Annotated in this window: 19 protein-coding genes and 1 pseudogene; 9 read left to right on the plus strand and 11 right to left on the minus strand. The window is 71.9% G+C overall.

All coding sequences use genetic code 11. The annotated features are described in order from the left end of the window. Positions 1-104: 104 nt before the first annotated feature. Entirely contained in the window at positions 105-905 is an 801-nt protein-coding gene (locus IO33_RS0103030; protein ID WP_031159810.1) for a sugar phosphate isomerase/epimerase family protein, read from the minus strand. Between the two features lie 17 nt (positions 906-922). Next, positions 923-1,852, minus strand: coding sequence for a bifunctional helix-turn-helix transcriptional regulator/GNAT family N-acetyltransferase (locus tag IO33_RS0103035; RefSeq protein ID WP_031159812.1), 930 nt, complete (start codon positions 1,850-1,852; stop codon positions 923-925). 363 nt (positions 1,853-2,215) lie between these two features. On the opposite strand from IO33_RS0103035, the gene IO33_RS51635 reads away from it, so the two are divergent. Next, positions 2,216-2,533: a hypothetical protein gene (locus tag IO33_RS51635; RefSeq protein ID WP_107069209.1), complete on the plus strand. Its 318-nt coding sequence runs from the start codon at positions 2,216-2,218 to the stop codon at positions 2,531-2,533. Positions 2,534-2,677: 144 nt separating this feature from the next. Then, entirely contained in the window at positions 2,678-3,925 is a 1,248-nt protein-coding gene (locus IO33_RS0103050; RefSeq protein ID WP_031159816.1) for an FAD-dependent monooxygenase, read from the plus strand. Between the two features lie 253 nt (positions 3,926-4,178). On the opposite strand, the gene IO33_RS0103055 is transcribed toward IO33_RS0103050, so the two are convergent. Beyond that, a complete protein-coding gene (locus tag IO33_RS0103055) occupies positions 4,179-5,225 on the minus strand; it encodes a LacI family DNA-binding transcriptional regulator (protein WP_031159818.1) in 1,047 nt (348 codons plus the stop codon). A gap of 234 nt (positions 5,226-5,459) precedes the next feature. On the opposite strand from IO33_RS0103055, the gene IO33_RS0103060 reads away from it, so the two are divergent. From IO33_RS0103060 to IO33_RS0103075, 4 genes are all read left to right on the plus strand, one after another. After that, positions 5,460-6,611, plus strand: a complete 1,152-nt coding sequence (locus IO33_RS0103060) for a Gfo/Idh/MocA family protein (protein WP_031159819.1) — start codon at positions 5,460-5,462, stop codon at positions 6,609-6,611. Beyond that, positions 6,608-7,759: a dihydrodipicolinate synthase family protein gene (locus IO33_RS0103065; RefSeq protein WP_031159820.1), complete on the plus strand. Its 1,152-nt coding sequence runs from the start codon at positions 6,608-6,610 to the stop codon at positions 7,757-7,759. Before IO33_RS0103060 ends, IO33_RS0103065 begins: the two co-directional genes overlap by 4 nt. Before the next feature lie 32 nt (positions 7,760-7,791). Next, complete coding sequence (locus IO33_RS0103070) at positions 7,792-8,601, plus strand: sugar phosphate isomerase/epimerase family protein (protein WP_051926376.1); 810 nt, start codon at positions 7,792-7,794, stop codon at positions 8,599-8,601. Between the two features lie 69 nt (positions 8,602-8,670). After that, positions 8,671-9,120: a hypothetical protein gene (locus IO33_RS0103075; RefSeq protein ID WP_031159824.1), complete on the plus strand. Its 450-nt coding sequence runs from the start codon at positions 8,671-8,673 to the stop codon at positions 9,118-9,120. Positions 9,121-9,185: 65 nt separating this feature from the next. Here the strand turns inward: IO33_RS0103075 and IO33_RS0103080 are convergent, their stop codons facing one another. The 4 genes and pseudogenes from IO33_RS0103080 to IO33_RS0103095 all read right to left on the minus strand — a co-directional run bounded on the left by IO33_RS0103080 (position 9,186) and on the right by IO33_RS0103095 (position 12,256). Beyond that, entirely contained in the window at positions 9,186-9,932 is a 747-nt protein-coding gene (locus tag IO33_RS0103080; protein WP_031159826.1) for a VC0807 family protein, read from the minus strand. Positions 9,933-10,338: 406 nt separating this feature from the next. Continuing rightward, positions 10,339-11,241, minus strand: a complete 903-nt coding sequence (locus tag IO33_RS0103085; RefSeq protein WP_031159828.1) for a ribokinase — start codon at positions 11,239-11,241, stop codon at positions 10,339-10,341. 80 nt (positions 11,242-11,321) lie between these two features. Continuing rightward, a pseudogene (locus IO33_RS0103090) lies at positions 11,322-11,654 on the minus strand (substrate-binding domain-containing protein); the annotation flags it as partial. A gap of 116 nt (positions 11,655-11,770) precedes the next feature. Continuing rightward, positions 11,771-12,256: a hypothetical protein gene (locus IO33_RS0103095; protein ID WP_031159833.1), complete on the minus strand. Its 486-nt coding sequence runs from the start codon at positions 12,254-12,256 to the stop codon at positions 11,771-11,773. A gap of 53 nt (positions 12,257-12,309) precedes the next feature. Here IO33_RS0103095 and recD2 point away from each other — a divergent pair, with 53 nt between their 5' ends. Further along, positions 12,310-14,562 (plus strand): SF1B family DNA helicase RecD2, encoded by a 2,253-nt coding sequence (gene recD2 / locus IO33_RS0103100; RefSeq protein WP_031159835.1) that lies wholly within the window; start codon positions 12,310-12,312, stop codon positions 14,560-14,562. Positions 14,563-14,798: 236 nt separating this feature from the next. Next, positions 14,799-16,088, plus strand: coding sequence for a citrate synthase (locus IO33_RS0103105; RefSeq protein WP_031159838.1), 1,290 nt, complete (start codon positions 14,799-14,801; stop codon positions 16,086-16,088). Positions 16,089-16,873: 785 nt separating this feature from the next. On the opposite strand, the gene IO33_RS0103110 is transcribed toward IO33_RS0103105, so the two are convergent. The 4 genes from IO33_RS0103110 to IO33_RS0103125 form a co-directional block, all read right to left on the minus strand. Then, on the minus strand, positions 16,874-19,126 hold the full coding sequence (locus IO33_RS0103110) for a heavy metal translocating P-type ATPase (protein ID WP_031159840.1): 2,253 nt from the start codon (positions 19,124-19,126) through the stop codon (positions 16,874-16,876). 193 nt (positions 19,127-19,319) lie between these two features. After that, positions 19,320-19,559, minus strand: a complete 240-nt coding sequence (locus IO33_RS0103115; RefSeq protein WP_031159843.1) for a heavy-metal-associated domain-containing protein — start codon at positions 19,557-19,559, stop codon at positions 19,320-19,322. A gap of 75 nt (positions 19,560-19,634) precedes the next feature. Beyond that, positions 19,635-20,582, minus strand: coding sequence for a PrsW family intramembrane metalloprotease (locus tag IO33_RS0103120; protein ID WP_031159845.1), 948 nt, complete (start codon positions 20,580-20,582; stop codon positions 19,635-19,637). A gap of 110 nt (positions 20,583-20,692) precedes the next feature. Further along, positions 20,693-21,349: a TetR/AcrR family transcriptional regulator gene (locus tag IO33_RS0103125; RefSeq protein ID WP_031159848.1), complete on the minus strand. Its 657-nt coding sequence runs from the start codon at positions 21,347-21,349 to the stop codon at positions 20,693-20,695. 160 nt (positions 21,350-21,509) lie between these two features. Here IO33_RS0103125 and IO33_RS0103130 point away from each other — a divergent pair, with 160 nt between their 5' ends. Next, positions 21,510-23,705 (plus strand): MMPL family transporter, encoded by a 2,196-nt coding sequence (locus tag IO33_RS0103130; RefSeq protein WP_031159850.1) that lies wholly within the window; start codon positions 21,510-21,512, stop codon positions 23,703-23,705. Positions 23,706-23,799: the final 94 nt, after the last annotated feature.

Below are 23,799 nucleotides of genomic sequence, written 5' to 3' on the forward strand. Positions count from 1 at the left end.
GGGGACCGGGGCAACGCCGGCAAGGGGCGCGGGGATGCGCGCGAGGAGCCACGACGGATCCGTACCCGGCAACGGCCCCGCGGCAGCGAGCTCGTGGCCGGTTCTCAGGCGGCCTCGCCCAGCAGGCGCAACAAGTGCTCCCGGCCCGCACCCAGCAATCCCGGAAGCGGCGCGGCCGACTCGTACCACCGCTTCTCGTACTCCCAGCACAGCCAGCCGTCCCAGCCGTGCCGCAGGAGCACATCCACGCACTCGGTGAGCGGCAGTACCCCCGCGCCCAGCGGCAGCGGCACCGTGTCGTCGGCCGACGCGATGTCCTTGACCTGCACATATCCCAGGTGCGGAGCGAGCGCGGCGTAGGTGTCGGAGGGCTGCTCGCCGCCCAGCCAGGTGTGCATCACGTCCCACAGCGCGCCGACCTGCCGGTGTCCGACCGGGCCGAGGATCCGGATCGCGGCGGCGCCGGTGCGGTGCGAGTCGTGCGTCTCCAGCAGGATCCGCACCCCGAGCGCGGCGGCGTCCTCGGCGGCGGTGCCGAGCCGCCGGGCGGCGAGCGCGTCGGACTCCTCGCGGGGGCGGTCGGGGTCGGCGCCGGGGAGGACCCGGACGAAGGGCGCGCCCAGGTCGTGGGCGAGGTGGAGGAGGCCCCTAAGCTCCGCCAGTACGGGCGCGTCGTCACCCGGCGCGGCCACGCGCGCGTACCCGGCGACGCCCAGCACCTCGACCCCGGCCGTCTTGAACAGGGCGGCCGTGTCGGCGCGTTCGGCGGGGGAGAGGCCGGGGTGCACCGGCTCCTCTGGATGGGCACGCAGTTCGACGCCGTGGTAGCCGTGCGCGGTCGCGAGCGCGAGGACCTCCGGGACGGGCAGGCCGGGGACACCGAGAGTGGAGAACGCCAGCTTCATGGGGCGGACCCTACTCGTCACACGCCCGGTCCGTGCAGATCCAGCCGCCAGTCCTGGCCGATCAGATCCTTGCCGAAGGAGCGGTGCGGCCGCTCGGCGGCGAGGACGAAGCCGTGCCGCTGGTAGATGCGGCGGGCGCCGCCCAGCACGTCGTTGGTCCACAGCACCAGCTCGCGGTAGCCCACCCCGCGCGCGAAGTCGATCACCGCCCGCACCAGCCGCTCGCCGATGCCGCTCCCGCGTGCCTCGGGTTCCACGAGCAGCAGCCGCAGCCGCGCGGTGCCGGGCGCGTCGTCCCGTACGCACATCACGCACCCCACCGGCCGGCCGCCCGCCTCGGCGATCCACACCCGCTCCAGATGCGGGTCGTGGTCCTGCGCGAAGTCGGCGACGATCCGGGCGACCAGTCCCTCGTAGTCGGCGTTCCAGCCGTACTCGGCCGCGTACAGTGCGGCGTTGCGCTGCACCATCCAGCCCAGGTCGCCGGGGAGCGGCTCGCGCAGCACCACCGCGCCGGACCGGGCGCGCTCCGCGCCGAGGAGGTCCCGGATGGTCCGCATGGCCTCCGCCAGCCGGGGCCGGTCGGCCGGGGCCACGGTGTCGAGCAGGGCCCCGACCGTCTCCCGGGCCCGCTCGTCCAGCACTCCGGCGGCCTCCCGGCCCGGCACGGTGAGCCGGACCCGCCGCCGGCGTGGGTCGCTGTCGGAGGGGCTGCGGTCGATCAGCCCCGCGTCCTCGAACTTGTTGAGGATCCGGCTCAGATACCCCGCGTCCAGGCCGAGCAGGGTGCGCAGGTCGGCCGCGTCCAGGTGCGGGACCTGGGCGAGTTCGTACAGCACACGGGATTCGGTGAGGGTGTACGGGGCGTAGAGGTGGCGGCCGTGGTCGAGGGCGCCGAGGACGCCGGTGTAGAAGCGGTTGAAGGCGCGGACGTCCTGGACAGTCATGATCGCCCCGGATGTTTGACTTAGTCAGAGATGCCGTCGCTCCGAGCGTAGACCCGGGGTACGTCCTCGTCCACAGCTGGGAATCCGTTGTGGAGACGACGGGAAACCGCTGGTTCGGTGGGGAGTTGGGGCTGCACCCACACATTCCGCCTCCGCCGCCACTCCTTTTGACTTCGTCGCGTTTGCGTCGTAATTTAAGAACAAACGTCACAGATATCCGTTCTGTACCGGACGTGACGACCCGCCGCCGAAACGCATCGCGGGCGGCGAGAGGGCGCGCGGAGCTACGCGCAGGCTCCGAGCGCAGACTGACGGCCCGTCGAGGCCGTCGAAATCATCCACACCCTCGGAGAGGGGCTCATCATGCGCGCGCACACCACCCGCATCAAGAGAGTGGCCATCGCGGTCTGCTCGGCGCCGATCCTCGCCATCGCCGCCGGTGCAGGAGCCGTCAGTGCAGCCACCACCGCTGCGGCCCCCGACCACGTCGTCGCCTATGACAACGGCGGCGGCGGAGGCGACCACGGCGGCGGAGGCGGCTACGGCGGCGGAGGTGACCACGGCGGAGGCGGCTACGGCGGCGGAGGCGACCACGGCGGCTACGGCGGAGGCGACCACGGCGATCACGGAGGAGGAGACCACGGTGGCTGGGGCTGGGGCGATGACGACGACGACTACTGAGTCGACCGTCGTGATTGCCGCCCACTGACAGCGACAGCGGATCCGGGTGCCCGACCCAAGGGGCGCCCGGATCCATGTGACGACATCCGCGGTGTGGTGACGCAGGGGCCCCGGGCCCCGTGGCCGTGAAGGCGGTGGGACCTGATGAGGATCGTCTGCGTGGGCGGAGGCCCGGCCGGGCTGTACTTCTCCATCTCCGCGAAGCTGCGGGACGCCGGACACGAGATCACCGTCATCGAGCGCGACCCCCCGGAGGCCACGTACGGCTGGGGTGTCGTGTACTGGAACGACCTGCTGGACATCCTGCACCGCAACGACCCCGAGAGCGCACGCGCGGTGAGCGCCGGTTCCGTGCTCTGGCAGGACCAGGAGATCCGTCTGCACGGCAGCCGGCACGACGGCACCGCGTACTTCGGCGGCTACGGCTACAGCATGGGCCGCGCGGCCCTGCTGGACGTCCTGACCCGGCGCGCCCGGGCACTCGGCGTCGACGTCCGGCACGGACAGCGGCTGGAGGACCCCGCCGACCTGCCGGAGGCCGACCTGATCGTGGCCGCCGACGGCGCGGGCAGCCGGCTCCGGCAGAGCCGTGCCGAGCACTTCGGCACCCGGGTGGAGACCGGCCGCAACCCCTATCTCTGGCTGGGCACGGACCGGCAGTTCGACAGCTTCGTGTTCGACTTCGAGGAGACCCCGGCGGGCTGGATCTGGTTCCACGCCTACCCCTCGGTCCGCGGACGGATCAGCACCTGCATCGTGGAGTGCTCACCGCAGACCTGGCAGGGCCTGGGCCTCGACACGCTGGAGCCGGAGGACGCCCTGCCCCTGCTGGAGAAGATCTTCCACCGCGCCCTCGACGGCCACAGCCTGATCAGCAGCTCACGCGGCGAACCGGCGAAGTGGCAGCGCTTCCAGCACCTCAGCAACACGACGTGGTACGACGACACCGACGGCAACCTCGTCCTCGCCGGCGACGCCGCCCACACCACGCACTTCACGCTGGGCTCCGGGACCCGCCTGGCGATGATCGACGCGATCGTGCTGGCCCACGCCCTCGCGCGGTACCCGGATCCACGGGTGGCGCTGCGCGAGTACGACCGGCACCGGCGCGCGGAACTCCACCCCGTCCAGGCCGCGGCGCGCTCCAGCATGGCCTGGTTCGAGCAGCTGGACGACTACCTGGACCGCGACCCGGTCTCCTTCGCCTACGCCATGTCGGTACGCCAGGGCCGCCAGCACCCCTGGCGTTACCAGGTCCACCTCGCCACCCAGATCGCCGCGGCCCGCCGGGCCCGGCGGGCGTACGACACCGGAAAGCGCTGGTACCGCGACCGACGCCGCGGCGAGGCCCCCCTCCCCCTGCTGGGCCGCTCCCTCCCCGACCATCGGTGAACGTCCGGCAGCCCAAGGAGCGAGCGGCAGCGACCGGTGGTCGGCGGTGAGTGGCCGGCAGCCGAAGGGCGACAGTGAAAGGCCGGCAGTGCCCTGGCCGGCAGCGAACCGCCGGCAGTCAAAGAGTGGCAGTGAGCGGCCGGCAGCGAACGGCCGGCAGCCGGAGAGGGGCAGCGACCGGTCGGCGGTGAGCGGCCGATCGTGAAGGGATGGCCGTGCAGAGGTGGGCCGCCGGGAAACCCTTGCGGGCGGCTCAGGCGCGGGGAACCGCTGAGGACCCCCGGACCATCAGCTCCCCGCGGACGGTCGCGATACCCCCCGGCGGCGGCTCCTCCCGCCCCATGGCGATCCGCCCGGCACGCGCCCCCGCCTCCGCCAGCGGCAACCGCACGGTCGTCAGCGCGGGCACCGCGTCCACGCTGAACGGCAGGTCGTCGAAGCCGGCCACCGACACATCCGCCGGGATCCGCAGCCCCGACTCCCGCAACGCCGCGCACGCCCCCAGCGCGACGGAGTCGTTCGCGGCCACGACCGCCGTCAGCGACGGATCGCGGCGCATCAGCTCCACCGTGGCCTCGTAACCCGACTGACGGTCGTAGCGCCCGTGCACCGTCCAGCGCGGGTCGTCCTCGACGCCCGCCGCGGCCAGCGCCGCCCGATGACCCTCCAGGCGGTGCCGGGTCGTCGTGCGCTCCTCGGGGCCCGCGATGTAGCCGAGGCGGCGGTGGCCGAGGCCGAGGAGGTGCTCGGTCAGCCGGTGGGCGCCGCCCCGGTTGTCGAAGGCGAGGGCGAACGAGCCGGTGTCGGGCGCCGGCGGCCGTCCGCACAGCACCACCCGGGTCCCGGCCTCCGTGAGCTTGCGCAGCTTCGCCGCGACCGCCGCCGCGTGCGGCGCGTCCTCCACGGCCCCGCCGGTCAGCACCACGGCCGCCGCCCGCTGCCGCTGCAGCAGGGTGAGATACGTCAGCTCCCGCTCCGGCGAGCCGCCCGTGTTGCAGACGACCGCGAGCCGCTCGCCACCCGCCCGGCCGCCCGGCCCGCCGATCTCGGCCTGGATGGCGCTCGCCATGATCCCGAAGAACGGGTCGGCGATGTCGTTGACGAGAATGCCGACCAGGTCGGAGGTGGCGGCCGCCAGGGAGCTCGCCGGGCCATTGAGGACGTAGTCCAGCTCGTCCACGGCCCGCAGCACCCGCTCGCGCGTCGAGGCGGCCACCGGGTAGTTGCCGTTCAGCACGCGCGACACCGTCGCGGGGGAGACCTGGGCGCGGGCCGCCACATCCGCCAGTGTCACCGTCATGTCGTCGTCCTCCGGTCGTGCATCGTGTCGTACGCCCTCGTAGACAGCCAGACCCCGCTCCTGGTTCCGAGCAGATCTTCCAGCAGACCTTAAAGCCATGGTCCTCGTTTGTTCGCCCCCTCGAACAACTCGAAGGGGACACGGTCTTGTACGGACCCCTGTCCAGGGGCTAGCTTCGGATCGGATAGAAAGCGCTTGCTGCACTCATGCCGGAGCTGTGCGAAGGGAACTGACGTGACATGCAAGACGGTGCGTATCGCCATGAACGGCGTGACCGGGCGCATGGGCTACCGCCAGCACCTCGTCCGGTCGGTCCTCGCCCTGCGCGAACAGGGCGGCCTCGACCTCGGCGACGGCACCGTGCTGTGGCCGGAGCCGATCCTGCTCGGCCGCCGCGAGCACGCCCTGGCCCAGATCGCCGCACGGCACGGCCTGGAGCACGTCTCCACCGACGTCGACGCCGTGCTCGCCGACCCGACCGTCGACCTCTACTTCGACGCCCAGGTCACCTCCGCCCGCGAGGAGTCGCTCAAGAAGGCGATCGGCGCGGGCAAGCACGTCTACACCGAGAAGCCGACGGCGACGGGCCTCACGGGAGCCCTCGAACTCGCCCGCCTCGCCCACCGGAAGGGCATCAGGCACGGCGTCGTCCAGGACAAGATCTTCCTGCCGGGCCTGCTGAAGCTGAAGCGGCTGATCGACGGCGGCTTCTTCGGCCGGATCCTCTCCGTGCGCGGCGAGTTCGGCTACTGGGTCTTCGAGGGCGACTGGCAGCCGGCCCAGCGCCCCTCCTGGAACTACCGGGCCGAGGACGGCGGGGGCATCGTCGTCGACATGTTCCCGCACTGGGAGTACGTCCTGCACGAGCTGTTCGGTCGCGTGCGGTCCGTCCAGGCCCTCGCCACCACCCACATCCCGCAGCGCTGGGACGAACAGGGCAAACCCTACGACGCCACCGCCGACGACGCCGCCTACGGCATCTTCGAACTCGACGGCGGGGCCGTCGCCCAGATCAACTCCTCCTGGGCCGTGCGCGTCAACCGCGACGAGCTGATCGAGTTCCAGGTCGACGGCACCGAGGGCTCGGCGGTGGCGGGCCTGCGCGGCTGCCGCGCGCAGCACCGCTCCGCGACCCCCAAGCCGGTCTGGAACCCCGACGCCCCCGTCACGGAGGTCTTCCGCGACCAGTGGCAGGACGTGCCGGACAACGAGGACTTCGACAACGGCTTCAAGGCCCAGTGGGAGCTGTTCCTCAAGCACGTCTACGCCGACGCCCCCTACCGGTGGGACCTGCTGGCCGGCGCCCGCGGTGTGCAGCTCGCCGAGCTGGGCCTGAAGTCCTCCGCCGAGGGCCGCCGCATCGAGGTACCGGAGATCGCCCTGTGACCATCCGACTCCCCGCCGCCGACGGCACCCTGCGCACCTACGAGCCCCGTCCCGCACCGCTCGTGCTCCCCCCCGGCGCCCCCTTCACCTCCCGTACGGTCTTCTCGGCGGCCCACGTCGTCGCCGACCCCTGGGCCGACGTGTCCCCCGACTCGCCCGCCGCCGTCGACTGGGACGCCACCCTCGCCTTCCGCCGCCACCTGTGGTCCCACGGACTCGGCGTCGCCGAGGCGATGGACACCGCCCAGCGCGGCATGGGCCTGGACTGGGCGGGCGCGGCCGAGCTGATCCGCCGCTCGGCCGCGGAGGCGAGGCCGGCCGGCGGCCGGATCGCCTGCGGAGTCGGCACCGACCAGATCGGGAACGCCTCCCCGGCCCAGATCCGCGCGGCCTACGAGGAACAGCTGGCGGTCGTCGAGGAAGCGGGCGCCCAGGTCATCCTGATGGCGTCCAGGGCGCTGGCCGCTGCCGCCGCCGGCCCCGAGGACTACCTGGAGATCTACGGCCACCTCCTGCGCCAGTGCGCCGAGCCGGTGATCCTGCACTGGCTCGGCCCGATGTTCGACCCGGCCCTGGAGGGCTACTGGGGATCGGGCGACCTCGACGCGGCGACCAAGGTGCTCCTGGAGCTCGTCGCCGCGCACCCGGACAAGGTCGACGGCGTCAAGGTCTCCCTCCTGGACGCCCGGCGCGAGATCGACCTGCGGCGCAGGCTGCCCGACGGCGTGCGCTGCTACACCGGCGACGACTTCCACTACCCCGAGCTGATCGCGGGCGACGGCCAGGGCTTCAGCCACGCCCTGCTCGGCGTCTTCGACCCGCTGGGCCCCCTGGCGGCACAGGCGGTACGGGTCCTGGACACCGGGGACACGGCCGGCTTCCGTGAACTCCTCGATCCCACGGTCGCGTTGTCCCGGCACCTCTTCCAGCCGCCGACCCGCTTCTACAAGACCGGCGTGGTGCTCCTCGCCTGGCTCGCGGGCCACCAGTCACACTTCGCCATGGTCGGCGGCCTCCAGTCGGCCCGCTCCCTCCCGCACCTGGCCCGCGCCTACGAACTCGCCGACGGCCTCGGCCTGTTCCCGGAGCCCGAACTCGCCGAGGAACGGATGAAGAACCTGCTCGCCCTGTACGGAGTCGCCCGGTGAACGCCGGTCCGCCGCGGCTGAGCATCAACCAGATGACGGTGCGGCAGCTGTCGCTGCCCGAACTGGCCGAGGCCTGCGCAGAGTCGGGCATCGGCCAGGTGGGCCTGTGGCGCGCACCGGTCCAGGCGTACGGCGTGGACGCGACGGCGAAGCTGATCCGTGACGCGGGCCTGACGGTGACGACCCTGTGCCGGGGCGGCTTCCTCACGGCGATCGACCCGTCCGAACGGGCTGAGGCGCTGGCGGACAACCGCCGCGCGGTGCACGAGGCGGCCACCCTCGGGACCGACACCCTGGTCCTGGTCTCGGGTGGTCTCCCGCCCGGTACCAGGGACCTGCGGGCGGCCCGCGAACGCATCGCCGACGCCCTGGCCGAACTCGCGCCGTACGCCGAGAACCACGGCGTCCGCCTGGCCGTCGAGCCCCTGCACCCGATGTACGCCGCCGACCGCTGCGTGGTGTCCACCCTCGCCCAAGCCCTGGACCTGGCCGAACGCTTCCCCGCGCACCAGGTCGGGGTCACCGTGGACACCTACCACATCTGGTGGGACGACCAGGCGCCGGCGCAGATCGCACGGGCGGGGGCGGGCGGCCGTATCCACAGCTTCCAGCTGGCCGACTGGGTCACACCGCTGCCCGAGGGCGTCCTCAACGGCCGGGGCCAGATCGGGGACGGCGCGATCGACATGCGCGAGTGGGCGGGGTACGTGGAGGCCGCCGGCTACACCGGCCCCATCGAGGTCGAGCTGTTCAACGAGGGCCTGTGGGCGCGCGACGGCAGGGAGGTGCTGGCGGAGACGGCGGCACGCTTCGCCGAACACGTCGCACCGGGTCCTTCCTAGGGCACCCCAGGAACTCCGGTCCCGCCGGCTTCGTCCTCTTCACGTGGACGAAGGAGGAGGTGCCGGCCGATGCGACCGAAGCTGACGGGGGCCGCGGTGGTCACGCTCGCGCTCAGTGCCGCCCTGACGGCCTGCGCGGGCGGACAGGACAGCCCGGACTACCAGACGGACTACGCCAACCACCCGCCGCTGCGCGTCACGGGCCACCCCAGCACGGGCAGCCTGGAAACGGTGCAGAAGCTCGTCTGGCGTCTCGCCGACGGGGACGCCGACGCCGTCGCCGCCCTGAACACCGAGGGCGGCGACGCGGGTCCGGCGGCCCGCGCCTGGATCAGGGCCTACGGCAAGGCCGCCCGCGACGAGGTGAGCGCCGACTTCCGCGACGAGGGCTCCGTACGCCAGGACGTGGTCCTGCGCTTCTCCGGCCCGCGCCGCACCCAGGAACTCACGGTGCGGATCGGGAAGGGCGACACCTGGGGCATCGTGCTGTCCGGCCCCGAGCCCCGCCGGCAGCCCTAGAAACGCCGAGGGGCGTGCCCCGGTCCGACGACCGGGGCACGCCCCTCGGCACGGGCGCGGCGGGCCTAGCCCTGGGCGGCTGCCGCGGCGGCCGCGGCGGCTCGCTCCTCGCCCCTGCGCCGGGCCCGCTTGCTGTACATGACCGTCCACAGGATGAGGGCGCCGAGGACGCCGTAGATCAGGACCGGGCTGAGGCTCACCATGGTGTCGGTGCTCAGCGCGTACGACAGCGCGATGCGGCCGCCCGCCTCCAGGCAGTAGGCCACGCCCCAGACCGCCGTCATGGTCCGCATGGTCGTGCGGAACCCTTCGAACTCCCACAGCCCGTTCCACCAGGCGGTGCCGGCGGCGGTGCCGTCGGTGGCGAACTTGCGGCCGAAGTAGAACATGAGCGGGCGCGGCGCCAGCAGCGTCACCAGGCACAGCAGGCCGAAGAGACCGGTGATGGCCGAGTCCTTGATCAGGAGGGCCCGGGCCGAGTGGGCGCCGACGAGAGAGACGACAGCCGTGATGACCAGGAACACCAGGGTCACGACGGCGAACTCGTCGAGGCGGCGCCGCCAGGCGAGGTGCACGGCACTGTCGAGCACCGGCCAGGCACTGCTCGCCAGCAGCGCGGCGAACTCGCTCCACCCCTGGTCACGCAGGGCGTTGTAGGTGAGGATCGGCGCCGCCACGTTCAGCGCGATGGTGAGGATCCAGCCGGCCATGGCGTTGCCCTGGGACCGGGCGGGCGGCTGCGGACGTTCCTCCACCTGCGCCGCCCGCGCATCCGGCACGCTTGATGCGCCCATGGCATCCTGGGCAGACATGGTTCCCCCTGAGATTTGTGCTGATGAAAGCTGATGTAAGTGGTCGCCTCGATGGTGGGGCGGGTGTGTGGCAGTGAGAGGGCCACAGACCACCGTCAGCTCACCACGTCCGCCGGGCGAGATCATTCACGAGCAAGTTCCGTTTTGGCAAGAGCGGGTGGGACCTCCTCAGACGGCCTTTACCGTGCTGCCTCCAGCGGAAGTGCTCAGCTCCAGGGCGTACTTGGCGGACGGGCCGTCGGGCACGGAGAGGCGGGGGCCGCTGCCGCACGGGGCCGGTCCGGGGGCCGGCCTGGAAGAACACCCCCCACCGCAGCGGCACATCGGCGCACGGCCGGGCCTCGCCGGTGCCGGCCCAGCTCGGCCAGGGCACCGGCCAGCCGGCGGTTGAGGATCCCCGCCTTCTTCACAGGGCGTCGACCTCCGCCGCCGTCGGGTACGACGCCTGCGCGCCCCGCCTGGTCACGGCCGCCGCACCCACCCGCGCCGCGTAGGCCGCCGCCTCCGTCAGCGGGGCGCCCGCGCCCAGCTTCCAGGCCAGCGCGGCCGCGAACGCGTCCCCGGCACCCGTGGTGTCCACTGCGTCCACCTGCACCGACGCCACCCGTGTCACCCCCCGGTCGTCGCACACCAGCGCCCCCTGCGCGCCCAGCGTCACCACCACCGAGCGCGGTCCCTTGGCCAGCAGCAGGCGCGCCCAGTCGGCCGGTTCCTCGCTCACGCAGGCCTCGCCGAGGATCACCCGCGCCTCGTGCTCGTTGACGATCAGCGGGTCGCAGGCCGCGAGCACCTCGCCGGGCAGGGGCCGCGGCGGAGACGGGTTCAGCACGAAGCGGCTGCCCGGGGACAGGGTCCGTACGACCTCCACGACGGTCTCCAGCGGGATCTCCAGCTGTGCCGACACCACCCGGGAGGCGAGGAACAGGCTCACCGCCGTCCGGACGTCCGCCGGGGCGAGCCGGGCGTTGGCACCCGGTGACACCACGATGCTGTTGTCCCCGGAGGGGTCCACGGTGATCAGCGCCACGCCGGTCGGCGCCCCGCCCACCAGCACGCCGACCGTGTCGACGCCGGCCGCGCGCAGGGAGTCCAGCAGCAGCCGGCCGTGACCGTCGTCACCGACCCGGGCCAGCAGGGCCGTACCCGCGCCGAGCCGGGCGGCGGCGACCGCCTGGTTGGCGCCCTTGCCGCCGGGGTGGACGGCCAGGTCACCGCCGAGCACCGTCTCCCCGGCGGCCGGCCGCCGCTCGACATCGATCACCAGGTCGGCGTTGGCCGAACCAACGACCAGCAGGTCGTAGTCGTACATCAGTTGACTCCCCAGAGAGATGACCTCAGGCGGGCCTGCCCCGGAAGACTCTCCGGGGCAGGCCCGCCCGTCCGTCGTTGTCAGCCGCTGAAACCGGCCACGTCGTCCTTCGCGACCACCTTCACCGGCACCTTCACCGTCGACTCCACCTTCTTGCCCTGGACCGCGTTCAGCGCGTTGTCCACGGCGATCCGCCCCCACTGCGTCGGCTGCTGGGCGACCGACGCGTACAGCGTGCCGTCCTTCACCGCCGTGAGCCCGTCCGGGGTGCCGTCGAAGCCGACCACCTGGACCGGCCGGCCGGCCTTGGCGCCGAGCGCCATCTCGTCGTTGGCGGCGATGACGCCCTGCACGTCCGGGTGGGCCTGGAGCAGGTTCGACATCACGTCGAGCGCCTTGGCGCGCTGGAAGTTCCACGCCCCGCCTGTCCGCCTCCGCCTGGGCGCCGGCCCGGATCTGCACGAAGAAGGGGTTGTTCAGGGCGGACAGGGACAGACCCAGCTTCGGGGTCGTGGCGGACGGGGACCCGTCAGGGCCGGAAGACGACGGCGAGGGCGATGAGCGTGCCGAGGCAGATCACGGCGCCGAAGATGCCGAAGCCGATGGCGACCTTCACGCTCGTGGGGCGCAGCTCCCGCCACCCCAGCTCCTCGGCCACGCCCCGGATCAGGCGGTGGCCGTCGGCGGACGAGAAGCGGTAGCGCCCCGTGCCGTCCACGTTCGCACCCTTGACGATGTACACGCTCCGGCCGACGGAGACCGCCTTGCCCGGCCGGGCGCCGTCCGGACCGGCCCCGTACCCGGTGGTGCGCACGACGTCCGTCATCGTGAAGGCCCTCTCCTGCTGACGCAGCACGACACGGTAGGTGTGCACCCGCCGCTCCGGGCCCGGTACGTCCACGGTCAGCTCGAATCCCTGGCCCGTCGGGCGCATCCGGTACGGCGTGTCCGCGACGGCGGCCGCGACGCGGGACTGGAACTCCCCGACGGCGTCTGCTCTGTAGCTCCCCCACATGGGTACGGACAGTAACAGCGCGCGTTGTCAGACCCCACCGGTACCGTCGGATCATGGCTCAACAGGCGGGGACCCAGAGCGGCGAGCGGCGGCTCGCCGTGCTCGAAGGCGTGCTGGAGCGCATCACGTACGCCAACGAGGAGAACGGCTACACGGTCGCCCGGGTCGACACCGGAAGGGGCGGCGGTGACCTCCTCACGGTCGTCGGCGCGCTGCTCGGCGCCCAGGTCGGGGAGTCGCTGCGGATGGAGGGCCGCTGGGGGTCGCACCCGCAGTACGGCAAGCAGTTCCATGTCGAGAACTACACGACCGTCCTGCCCGCCACCGTCCAGGGCATCCGGCGCTATCTGGGATCCGGCCTGGTCAAGGGCATCGGGCCGGTGTTCGCCGACCGGATCACGCAGCACTTCGGGCTGGACACCCTCCGCGTCATCGAGGAGGAGCCGAAGCGCCTCATCGAAGTCCCCGGTCTCGGCCCCAAGCGGACCGGGAAGATCGCCGACGCCTGGGAGGAGCAGAAGGCGATCAAGGAGGTCATGCTCTTCCTCCAGACCGTCGAGGTGTCCACGTCCATCGCCGTGCGGATCTACAAGAAGTACGACGACGCGTCGATCTCGGTCGTCAAGGAGCAGCCCTACCGGCTCGCCGCCGACGTCTGGGGCATCGGCTTCCTGACCGCCGACAAGATCGCCCAGTCCGTCGGCATCCCGCACGACAGCCCGGAGCGGGTCAAGGCCGGCTTGCAGTACGCCCTCTCCCAGTCCGCCGACCAGGGGCACTGCTTCCTGCCGGAGGAGCGGCTGATCTCCGACGCCGTGAAGCTGCTCGCCGTCGACACCGGACTGGTCATCGAGTGCCTCGCGGAGCTGGCCGAGCCGGGAGAGGACGGCGCGGACCCGGGCGTCGTACGCGAGAAGGTGCCCGGGCCGGACGGTGCCGCCGGCGAACCCGTCACCGCCGTGTACCTCGTCCCCTTCCACCGCGCCGAGCTGTCCCTCGCCTCCCAGCTGCTGCGCCTCCTGCGGACCGACCAGGACCGGATGCCCGCCTTCCGGGACGTGGACTGGGGCAGGGCGCTCGGCTGGCTGAAGGGCCGCACGGGCGCCGAACTCGCCCCCGAGCAGGAAGCCGCCGTGCGGCTCGCGCTCAGCGAGAAGGTCGCCGTCCTCACCGGCGGACCCGGCTGCGGCAAGTCCTTCACGGTCCGCTCGATCGTGGAGCTGGCCCGCGCCAAGCAGGCCAAGGTGCTGCTCGCCGCGCCGACCGGGCGCGCCGCCAAGCGGCTGGCCGAGCTGACCGGCGCCGACGCCTCCACCGTGCACCGGCTGCTGGAGCTGAGGCCCGGCGGGGACGCCGCCTATGACCGGGACCGGCCGCTCGATGCCGACCTCGTCGTCGTGGACGAGGCCTCCATGCTGGACCTGCTGCTCGCCAACAAGCTGGTCAAGGCCGTGCCCCCGGGAGCGCACCTCCTCTTCGTGGGAGACGTCGACCAGCTGCCCAGCGTCGGCGCCGGCGAGGTCCTGCGGGATCTGCTCGCCGACGGGAGCCCCCTTCCCGCCGTCCGGCTCACCCGGGTCTTCCGGCAGGCCCAGGAGTCCGGCGTCGTCACCAACGCGCACCGGATCAACGCCGGTCAGCATCCGCTCACCGACGGGCTGAAGGACTTCTTCCTCTTCGTCGAGGACGACACCGAGGAGGCTGGGCGGCTCACGGTGGACGTGGCCGCACGGCGGATCCCGGCCAGGTTCGGGCTGGACCCGCGCCGGGACGTGCAGGTGCTCGCGCCGATGCACCGGGGGCCGGCCGGGGCGGGCGTGCTCAACGGGCTGCTGCAGCAGGCCGTCACGCCCGGCCGGCCCGATGTGCCGGAGAAGCGGTTCGGAGGCCGGGTCTTCCGCGTCGGCGACAAGGTCACCCAGATTCGCAACAATTACGAGAAAGGGAAGAACGGTGTCTTCAACGGCACCGTCGGCGTCGTCACCTCGCTCGACCCGGTCGACCAGCGCCTGACGGTGCTGACGGACGAGGACGAGGAGGTTCCGTACGAATTCGACGAACTGGACGAACTGGCCCATGCGTACGCGGTGACCATCCACCGTTCACAGGGGAGTGAATATCCCGCTGTGGTGATTCCCGTCACGACCGGAGCATGGATGATGCTCCAGCGGAACCTGCTCTACACGGCGGTCACCCGGGCCAAGCGGCTGGTCGTCCTCGTCGGTTCGCGGAAGGCGATCGGACAGGCGGTGCGCACGGTGTCGGCCGGACGGCGGTGCACGGCGCTCGACTTCAGGCTGGCGTAACCGCCTCGTACGGCTGGCGGGCGGCATCACAAAAAATGATCGATCAAATGAGTCGTGAAGGTCACAGAGCACTTCCAGATGCCGTTCGGAGGGGGCAGGATGAGCAGGTTGGCGGCACTGAGTGCCGCCGATAGGCCCAATGGTCGACCCCGAGTGCACTCTCCTGAGCCAAATGGGGGATGGTAGAGACAGTCAGGGCACCTCGAAGATGAGGCACTACGTCGGTGAGGGAAGACGTGAGCGACAACTCTGTAGTACTGCGGTTCGGCGACGGCGAGTACACCTACCCGGTGGTCGACAGCACCGTCGGTGACAAGGGCTTCGACATCGGGAAGCTCCGCGCCCAGACCGGTCTGGTGACTCTGGACAGCGGTTACGGCAACACGGCCGCCTATAAATCCGGCGTCACCTACCTCGACGGCGAGGCGGGCATCCTCCGCTACCGCGGCTACCCCATCGAGCAGCTGGCCGAGCGCTCCACCTTCCTCGAGGTGGCGTACCTGCTGATCAATGGCGAGCTGCCCACCGTCGACGAGCTGACGACGTTCAAGAACGACATCACGCGGCACACCCTGCTGCACGAGGACGTCAAGAACTTCTACAAGGGCTTCCCGCGCGACGCCCACCCGATGGCCATGCTGTCCTCGGTCGTCTCGGCGCTGTCCACCTTCTACCAGGACAGCCACAACCCGTTCGACGAGCGCCAGCGCGACCTCTCCACCATCCGCCTGCTCGCCAAGCTTCCGACGATCGCGGCGTACGCGTACAAGAAGTCGATCGGCCACCCGTTCGTCTACCCGCGCAACGACCTCAGCTACGTCGAGAACTTCCTGCGGATGACCTTCTCGGTCCCGGCGCAGGAGTTCGAGCTGGACCCGGTGGTCGTCGCGGCGCTGGACAAGCTGCTGATCCTGCACGCCGACCACGAGCAGAACTGTTCGACCTCGACGGTCCGCCTGGTCGGTTCCTCGCAGGCCAACATGTTCGCCTCGATCTCGGCCGGCATCAGCGCCCTGTGGGGTCCGCTGCACGGCGGCGCCAACCAGTCCGTGCTGGAGATGCTGGAAGGCATCCAGGCCAACGGCGGCGACGTCGACTCCTTCATCCGCAAGGTGAAGAACAAGGAGGACGGCGTCCGTCTGATGGGCTTCGGCCATCGGGTCTACAAGAGCTTCGACCCGCGCGCCAAGATCATCAAGGCCGCCGCGCACGACGTCCTCTCCGCGCTCGGCAAGAGCGACGAGCTGCTGGACATCGCGCTGAAGCTGGAGGAGCACGCGCTCTCCGACGACTACTTCGTCTCGCGCAACCTCTACCCGAACGTCGACTTCTACACCGGTCTGATCTACCGGGCCATGGGCTTCCCGACCGAGATGTTCACGGTCCTGTTCGCCCTCGGCCGCCTGCCGGGCTGGATCGCCCAGTGGACCGAGATGATCAAGGAGCCGGGTTCGCGCATCGGCCGCCCGCGCCAGATCTACACGGGCGTGGAGCTGCGCGACTTCGTGCCGGTCGAGGAGCGCTGACACCTGCCGGTGCGGGCGCCGCTCGGGTGGTGCCCCGTCGGCCGGTGCCGGCCTGCTGGATGGCTGCAGAACCGCCGGGCGACAGGGCCTGCCCCATGGGCGGGCCCTCAGTCGGAGGGGGGCTCTGAGCCGCAGGCGAGCCCCGGGCCAGGGGCCGGCCCCGAAGGGGAGGCTGTCTCTGAAGCGGGGGCCGGCCCCGAAGCGGAGCCTGCCTCTCAAGCGGAGGCTGCCCCGAAGCGGAAACGGAATGCAGAAGGCGCCCTGAGACGCCGGTCCCCCCACGGGCCGACGACCAGGGCGCCTTCCCATGTCCCGGTGCGGATTCCCCCCACGGGATCCGGCCGGGCGCTCGGAGAGGACAGCGCCTGAATCGCTGTCTGTGAGCAGAACGAGCAAAACTCGTCCTGCCCCAGTGATGCGGTGCGATCTGCCGGGACAACGCACGCGGGAGGGCCGCTCAAAGCTTCCCGGTGTGCGTGCCCCGGCAACGCATCTCTGAGGAAGTCCCCCAAGACATCCCCAGATGCCGATCGACGCCCCCCAAGACGCCGAACCGACATCGCCAACTTAGACCTTCGAACCCCTTCGATGGTTACGTTCGCATCACTGTGATCTGCGTCTCTTGCATATGTCCTTTAGGTGCGCAAGAGCCCCGATACGGCGATCGGAGCCCAAGCGTAAGGATGATGCGCGAGCCTTGTGAAGAGCTTATGTGAGGCTCGCGCAGGACTCCAGGGGGTCTCCCACTTCAGCTGTCGGTGAACCGCCGGTAACCCCCCGGGACTTCAGCGGAACCGGCGCAGCCGCAGACTGTTGGTCACCACGAAGACCGAGGAGAAGGCCATCGCCGCGCCGGCGATCATCGGGTTGAGCAGCCCGGCGGCGGCCAGCGGCAGCGCGGCCACGTTGTAGCCGAAGGCCCACACCAGGTTGCCCTTGATGGTGGCCAGGGTCCGCCGGGACAGCCGGATGGCGTCGGCGGCCACGCGCAGGTCCCCGCGCACCAGCGTCAGATCGCCGGCCTCGATCGCCGCGTCGGTGCCGGTGCCCATGGCGAGACCCAGATCGGCGGTGGCGAGCGCGGCCGCGTCGTTGACGCCGTCACCGACCATGGCCACGGCCCGCCCCTCGCGCTGCAGCCGTCGTACGACATCGACCTTGTCCTCGGGGAGCACCTCGGCGAACACGTCCCCGGAGTCGATGCCGACCGTGCGGGCGACCGCCTCGGCGACCGTGCGGTTGTCCCCGGTGAGCAGCACCGGCCGCAGGCCCAGCGCGCGCAGTTCCCGCACCGCCTCGGCGCTGCTCTCCTTGACCGCGTCGGCCACGGCGAGGATGCCGCGGGCCCGGCCGTCCCAGCCGGCCACGACGGCCGTACGGCCCTCCTGCTCGGCCTCGCGGGCCGCGCGGGCCAGCTCCTGCGGCAGCTCGTCGTACAGGCGCCCCACGGCCACCTCACGGCCGTCCACGCGCCCGCGTACGCCCCGCCCGGGGACGTTCTCGAAATGCTCCACCCGGGGGAGCCTGCCGGCCCGCTCCTCCGCGCCCGCGGCGACGGCGCGCGCGACGGGGTGCTCGGACGCGTGCTCCAGGGCGCCCGCGAGGCGCAGCAGCTCCTTCTCGTCCTCGCCGTCGGCGACGTACACCTGCTGGAGCGTCATCCGGCCGGTGGTGACCGTGCCGGTCTTGTCGAGGACGACCGTGTCGACGCGGCGCGTGGACTCCAGGACCTCGGGGCCCTTGATGAGGATGCCGAGCTGGGCGCCGCGGCCGGTGCCGACCATCAGCGCGGTCGGCGTGGCGAGGCCCAGCGCGCAGGGGCAGGCGATGATCAGGACGGCGACGGCGGCGGTGAACGCGGCGGCGGTGTCGCCCGTGACGCCCAGCCAGACGCCGAAGGTGCCGAGGGCGATGAGGATGACCACGGGCACGAACACGGCCGAGATCCGGTCGGCCAGCCGCTGCACCTCGGCCTTGCCGTTCTGCGCGTCCTCCACCAGCTTCGCCATCCGGGCGAGCTGGGTGTCGGCGCCGACCCGGGTGGCCTCGACGACCAGCCGGCCGCCCGCGTTGACCGTGGCGCCGGTGACCCGGTCGCCCGGGGCGACGTCCACCGGCACCGACTCGCCGGTCAGCATGGACGCGTCGACGGCGGAGACACCCTCGGTCACCGTGCCGTCCGTGGCGATCTTCTCGCCGGGTCGTACGACGAACCGGTCGCCGACGGCCAGGGACGACACAGGGACCCGGATCTCGCGGCCGTCCCGCAGCACCGCCACGTCCTTGGCGCCCAGTTCCATCAGCGCCTTCAGGGCCGCTCCGGCGCGCCGCTTGGAGCGGGCCTCCAGATAGCGGCCGAGCAGGATCAGCGCGACGACTCCGGCGGCGACCTCCAGATAGACGGTGGAGGCGCCGTCCATCCGCGAGACGGTGAGGCGGAACGCGTCGTGCATGCCGGGCATGCCCGCGTCACCGAAGAACAGCGCCCACAGTGACCAGCCGAACGCGGCCAGCGTGCCGACCGAGACCAGGGTGTCCATGGTGGCGGCGCCGTGCCGGGCATTGGTCCAGGCGGCCCTGTGGAAGGGCGCGCCGCCCCAGACGACGACGGGCGCGGCGAGCGTGAGGGAGAGCCACTGCCAGTTGTCGAACTGCAGCGCCGGGATCATCGCGAGCAGGACCACGGGCGCGGCGAGCAGCGCGGAGACGAGCAGGCGGTGACGCAGCGCGCCGAGTTCGGGATCCTGCTCGGGGGCCTGCGGGGCCGCCACGGGTTCGGGCCGGGGCGGCGCGGGTTCCTCGGCGGTGTAGCCCGTCTTCTCCACGGTGGCGATGAGGTCGGCCACCCGGACACCCTCGCCGAAGGCGATCTTCGCCTTCTCGGTGGCGAAGTTGACGGTGGCGCTGACGCCCTCCATCCGGTTGAGCTTCTTCTCCACCCGGGCGGCGCAGGAGGCGCAGGTCATCCCGCCGATGAGCAGCTCGACCTCGGAGGTCGTACCCGTGGCTATGGCTGTCTCTGCGGTGGTGCTGGTCATGTCCGGACTCCAGACATCGGACCGGAACCGTGCGGATCCAGTATCAGCTGGTCGGCACGGCCCGGTCGGCGAAAGGTTTCGGGCCCCGCGCGCGGGCGGGACCGGTCGTACGAGCCCTGTCTCCGAGGTCCCGGCGCGCGAGCCGTGTCCGCCGGGCCTGCTCGTACCGACCCTGCTGATCAGGCCGTGCTGATCAGGCCGTGCCGGCCAGCTCGAAGCCGGCCTCGTCCACGGCGGCGCGTACCGCCTCGTCGTCCAGCGGGGCGTCGGAGACGACGGTGACCTCGCCGGTCGACGCCACGGCCTTCACCGAGCGGACGCCGGGGATCTGGGAGATCTCACCGGAGACGGAGCCCTCGCAGTGGCCACAGCTCATGCCGGTCACCTGGTAGACGGTGGTGACGGAGCCCGGGGTGTCGGTGTGGGCGGTCATGTCGTTACTCCTCGTCGAGGCGTGTGGGGCCGGTGGGGTCCACGGGGGAGCCCCACGCTTCCCAAGACTATACCCCTAGGGGGTATTTCTCCAAGGAGTGTCCCGGCGAGCCAGCGAGCGCACCCATCCGACGGCCGCCAAGGCCACCAGGGCCAGCCCGCCCACCGAGAACAGCGCGAACAGGTGCTCCTGCTCGGAGCTCGGCCGTGCGGCATACCCCGGTGCGAACAGCGGCCCCTCCATGCCGGGGCCCGTCAGCCGGGCGACCACCCGGATCGCGAGGCCGTGCGTGGCTTCCCACAGCGCATGCAGCAGGGAGACGCCCAGACAGGCGCCGGCCACCGGCGCGGCGAACCGGAAGTGCCCGCTCAGGCGGCGCCGGGACAGCAGCACACCACCGGCGATCGCGGTCCACAGGCCGTGTCCGAGGGGGGTCAGCACCCCGCGCGGCAACCCCGTCTCCAGCAGTGCGCGCAGCTCGACGCCGGGGGAGGCGGCCACCGTGAAGGCGTACCCGACGCTCTCCAGGGCCGCGAAGCCGAAGCCGACGGCCGCGCCGAGCACCAGTCCGGCGCGCAGTCCGCGGATGGCCGGCTGGCGGCGCAGCACGAACACCAGCGCCGCGAGCTTGGCCGTCTCCTCGATCAGGATGAGACCGGCGAACATCCCGGCGGAGGGGTGCGCCAGGGGAGCCTGCGCCAGCGAGGCGCCGAGCGCGCCGAGGGCCCCGCCGGTCAGGAAACAGCCGAGGATCGCGCTGACGCCCAGGTCGCGGCCGTGCCGCTCGTACGCCCACAGCACGAAGACGACCGGTACGAGAAAGCCGCCGAGCAGGATCAGCGTCGGCAGCAGGATGCCGTTGCGGGTCTCGTAGGTGATCCAGGCGATCAGTGCCCACAGGGCGCAACCGCCGCCCAGGCAGCGCCGCCACAGGCCCGCCGCGATACGCGGGTACGGCGGGGGCGGCTGCTGGGGGCCGGGAATGCGGGCCCTGGGCGTGCCGGGAGGCGGGAAGTGGCTCACGGGGGTCCCTCGGACAGCTGCTGGGCGATTTATCCGCACTCTAGGCAGATGTGCCGCCCGCCGCAGTCCGGGTGACTCCGGGGATCACCCCTCCGGGGCCGCCTCCGGTCTCAGCTGCGGCCGAGCCGCTCGCCCACCAGCGGTTCCAGGTAGCGGATCAGGACGTCCTTGATCTCCTGGACGTAGGCCACGCGCTCGGCGCCCTCGTGGGCGAGGACCAACTCCAGGCCGGACTTGTAGACGCCGAGGCAGACGTGCGCCGTCCGGGTGACGTCGGCCGGGGCGGCGCCGGTCATGAGCGAGGCGAGCAGGTCCTCGATCCGGCCGAGCACCGTCGTGTGCAGCTGGTCGTGCTGCTCGGCCATCCGGCCCGGGATGTCGGGGCCGTGCATCAGCGCGAAGAACACCGGGTGTTCGGTGTTGAAGGTGATGAACCGGTCGACGGCGGACCCGATGGCCTCCTCCAGTGAGGTGGCGGGGTCGACGGGACCCAGCGCCTCGCCGTAGGCCGCCCGCATCTCGTGGACGAGCCGGTCGCCCAGCTCGATCGCGATGGCCTCCTTGTTCGGGAAGAACTGGTAGAGCGTGCCCGGTGAGACGCCGGCCTCGCGGGCGATGGCGTTGGTGCTGGCGGCGGTGTAGCCCGAGGTGCAGAAGACGTGGGCGGCCGCTTCGAGCAGCTGGGTGATGCGGCGCTCCCCGCGGGCCTGCCGACGGCGCGGCTGCTCCTTCTCCCGCGCCTGCTCCTTCTCCGAGGTGTCGGACACGCGTTATCCCCAGCTCTCCCAAGGTCATTGACAAACGCGAGTGGTCGCTCGCATTCTTGAGAAACGCGAGCGATCTCTCGTGTTTGCCAGTTTATGGCACCGGCTCCTCCGTGCCGCCCGTTCGTGCGGGCACGGGTCGTGGTGAAGGGGACACCGCAAGATGACCGAAGTCAACACGCCACCGCGGACCGAGGAGGAGGCGCCGGCGAAGGCGCCCGCCCGGATCGGGCGCTACACCCGCCTCGTCACCGCCCGCCCACGCCTGTCGCTGCTGGTGGCCCTGCTGCTCACCGCGCTCGCCGTGCTGGCCGGCAGCGGGGTCGCGGACCGTCTCGGCAGCGGCGGCTGGGAGGATCCGGCCGCCGAGTCGACGTACGCGACCAAGGCGCTGGAGCGCGAGTTCCCCGACTCGCAGCCGAATCTGCTGCTCCTGCTCGACGCGGGCCGCGCCTCGGTCGACGATCCGGCGGTCGCCGCCGAGGCCCGGGACCTGGCCGGCCGGCTGGCGGGGGAGAAGGGCGTGAGCGGCATCGGCTCCTACTGGCAGAGCGGATCACCGGCCCTGCGCGCCAAGGACGGCCATGAGGCGCTGATCGCCGCCCGCATCACCGGCGACGAGAACGCGATGGGCAGGACGCTCGACCGCATCGCGCCCCACTACCGGGGCACGCACGGCCCGTTGAAGGTGAAGGTCGGCGGCATCGTCGCCGTCCGGCACGAGATGCAGACGATCATCAAGGAGGACCTGACCCGCGCCGAGCTGATCGCCCTGCCGATCACCCTCGTGCTGCTCGTGATGGTCTTCGGTAGCGCGGTCGCCGCCCTGCTGCCGCTCGGAATCGGCATCGTCGCCATCCTCGGCACCAACGCCGTGCTGCGCGGTCTGACGACCTTCACCGACGTCTCCGTCTTCGCGCTCAACCTCACCACGGCCCTCGGCCTCGGCCTCGCGATCGACTACGCCCTGTTCATCGTCCGCCGCTACCGCGAGGAACTGTCCACGGGCGCCGACCCGCTGACCGCGGTCGGCGCGACCCTGCGCACGGCCGGGCGCACGGTGCTCTTCTCCGCCCTCACGGTGGCCGTGTCCCTCGCCGCCATGATGGTCTTCCCGCAGTACTTCCTGCGGTCCTTCGCCTACGCCGGCATCGCCGTGGTCCTGCTCGCCGCGGCAGCCGCGCTGATCCTGCTCCCGGCCGCACTGGTCCTGCTCGGCCACCGGGTCAACTCCCTGGACCTGCGCCGCCTGCTGCGCCGGCGCCGCGACCCGAAGGCGGCCGAGGGGACGGCCTGGGCGCGCACCGCCGGCCTGGTGATGCGCCGCGCCCCGCTCTTCGCCCTCGGCACCACCGTCCTGCTGGTCACCCTCGGACTGCCCTTCCTGGGCGTGAAGTTCGGTACCGCCGACGACCGGCAGCTGCCCTCGACCGCGGAGTCCCACGTGGTGCAGGAGCACATCAGGGAAGGCTTCCCGGGCAGCCCCGGCGGCGGCCTGGAGGTCCTCGCCGAAGGCAGGGCCACCGCGTCCCAGTACGCCGCGTACAAGCAGCGGGTGGCCGCCCTGCCCGAGGTGGTCCGTGTCGACGGCCCGCTGGTCAAGGGCGACGCCGCCTACTTCACGGTGCAGCCGAAGGGGGAAGCCGTCGGTGACACGGCCCAGCGCCTGGCCGGTGACCTGCGCGCGCTGCACGCCCCCTTCGGCACCCGGGTGACGGGTACGGCCGCCGTCCTCGTCGACACCAAGCACGCGATAGCCCAGCGTCTGCCCTGGGCGGCCGTGTTCATCGCCGTCGTCACCCTCCTGCTGGTGTTCCTGCTCACCGGGAGCGTGCTGATACCCGTGCAGGCCGTGGTGCTCAACGCGCTGAGCCTGACGGCGATGTTCGGCGCCGTGGTCTGGGTCTTCCAGGACGGCCATCTCTCCGGTGCGCTCGGCTTCACCAGCCCCGGCTCCATCGAGACCACCCTGCCGGTGCTGATGTTCTGCGTGGCCTTCGGACTGTCCATGGACTACGGCGTGTTCCTGCTCTCCCGCATCAAGGAGGAGTACGACCGCACGGGCGACCACGACGCGGCGGTGCGGCACGGACTGCAGCGCACGGGCGGGCTGATCACCGCGGCGGCGGTCATCCTCGCGGTGGTGATGGTGGCGATCGGCACGTCTCGGGTGACCAACACCAAGATGCTCGGCCTCGGTATCGCGCTCGCCGTGCTGATGGACGCGATGGTCGTCCGGAGCCTGCTGGTCCCGGCGATCATGCGGCTCACGGGGAGGGCCACCTGGTGGGCGCCGGCGCCGCTGCGGCGCTTCCACGCGCGGTTCGGGGTGAGCGAGGGCGGCGGGGACGCCCCGTAGGGGCGCGGGTCCGCACCGGCCCTGCGGTTCCCGTCGTGCGGCCGCGACCGGCCAGGACGATCGGTGACCGGTCACCCGGTCCGGCCACAGCACT

This window comes from Streptomyces durhamensis, from assembly GCF_000725475.1.
Taxonomy (GTDB): Bacteria; Actinomycetota; Actinomycetes; order Streptomycetales; family Streptomycetaceae; genus Streptomyces; species Streptomyces filipinensis.

Bases quoted from the DNA above. Each gene is read 5' to 3' on its own strand.
- IO33_RS0103030 (WP_031159810.1), bottom strand. From the start codon at position 905: ATGAAGCTGGCGTTCTCCACTCTCGGTGTCCCCGGCCTGCCCGTCCCG.
- IO33_RS0103035 (WP_031159812.1), bottom strand. From the start codon at position 1,852: ATGACTGTCCAGGACGTCCGCGCCTTCAACCGCTTCTACACCGGCGTC.
- IO33_RS51635 (WP_107069209.1), top strand. From the start codon at position 2,216: ATGCGCGCGCACACCACCCGCATCAAGAGAGTGGCCATCGCGGTCTGC.
- IO33_RS0103050 (WP_031159816.1), top strand. From the start codon at position 2,678: ATGAGGATCGTCTGCGTGGGCGGAGGCCCGGCCGGGCTGTACTTCTCC.
- IO33_RS0103055 (WP_031159818.1), bottom strand. From the start codon at position 5,225: ATGACGGTGACACTGGCGGATGTGGCGGCCCGCGCCCAGGTCTCCCCC.
- IO33_RS0103070 (WP_051926376.1), top strand. From the start codon at position 7,792: ATGACGGTGCGGCAGCTGTCGCTGCCCGAACTGGCCGAGGCCTGCGCA.
- IO33_RS0103075 (WP_031159824.1), top strand. From the start codon at position 8,671: ATGCGACCGAAGCTGACGGGGGCCGCGGTGGTCACGCTCGCGCTCAGT.
- IO33_RS0103080 (WP_031159826.1), bottom strand. From the start codon at position 9,932: ATGTCTGCCCAGGATGCCATGGGCGCATCAAGCGTGCCGGATGCGCGG.
- IO33_RS0103085 (WP_031159828.1), bottom strand. From the start codon at position 11,241: ATGTACGACTACGACCTGCTGGTCGTTGGTTCGGCCAACGCCGACCTG.
- IO33_RS0103095 (WP_031159833.1), bottom strand. From the start codon at position 12,256: ATGTGGGGGAGCTACAGAGCAGACGCCGTCGGGGAGTTCCAGTCCCGC.
- recD2 (WP_031159835.1), top strand. From the start codon at position 12,310: ATGGCTCAACAGGCGGGGACCCAGAGCGGCGAGCGGCGGCTCGCCGTG.
- IO33_RS0103110 (WP_031159840.1), bottom strand. From the start codon at position 19,126: ATGACCAGCACCACCGCAGAGACAGCCATAGCCACGGGTACGACCTCC.
- IO33_RS0103115 (WP_031159843.1), bottom strand. From the start codon at position 19,559: ATGACCGCCCACACCGACACCCCGGGCTCCGTCACCACCGTCTACCAG.
- IO33_RS0103130 (WP_031159850.1), top strand. From the start codon at position 21,510: ATGACCGAAGTCAACACGCCACCGCGGACCGAGGAGGAGGCGCCGGCG.